The organism is Streptomyces glaucescens (genome assembly GCF_002154375.1).
GTDB classification, from domain to species: domain Bacteria; phylum Actinomycetota; class Actinomycetes; order Streptomycetales; family Streptomycetaceae; genus Streptomyces; species Streptomyces glaucescens.
Map to the genome: position 1 here is coordinate 1 of NZ_MUND01000920.1, position 623 is coordinate 623.

The 623-nt window shown below is 75.9% G+C and carries 1 protein-coding gene; it reads left to right on the forward strand.

Features of this window, described 5'->3' with window-relative positions; all coding sequences use genetic code 11:
• Positions 1-75 precede the first annotated feature (75 nt).
• Positions 76-623 (forward strand): NADH-quinone oxidoreductase subunit C (locus CCN42_RS39305; RefSeq protein WP_143662199.1); only part of this gene is annotated, 548 nt, incomplete at its 3' end.

Here is a 623-nt window from a genome sequence, read left to right on the forward strand (position 1 = left end):
CCCCTCCACCGCCGCCCTGCAGAGCGGGCTGGTCCGGCCCCCGGCCGCCGGCTCCGCCGCCGAGGGAGGCGCGTGATGAGCGCGGTCGGCTGGCTGCCCGCCCCCGCCGGGGAACTGTTCGGCACGGAGGCCACGGCCGAGGAGTCCTACGAGGTCCTGACCGTCGACGTCCCGCCGGCGTCCTGGACCGCGGCCCTGCGCACCGCCCGCGACGAGCTGGGCTGCACCTACTTCGACTGGCTGAGCGCGGTCGACGAACCGGGCACCGGCTTCCGGGTCTCGGCGCACGTCGTCGCGCTGTCCCCGGTACGCCGCCTGCTGCTGCGTACGACCGTGCCCCACGAGGCACCCCGGCTCGCCTCCGCCGTCGGCGTCTACTCGGGCGCCGCCTGGCACGAGCGCGAGACCCACGAGATGTTCGGCGTCTCCTTCGACGGCCACCCCGCCCTGGACCACCTCCTCCTCCCCGAGAACTTCGAGGGCCACCCGCTGCGCAAGGACTTCGTCCTCGCCGCCCGCGTCGCCAAGGCCTGGCCGGGCGCCAAGGAGCCGGGGGAGTCGGAGCACGGCGGCCCCAAGCGCCGCCAGATGCTGCCCCCCGGTGTCCCCGACCCCAACGAGTG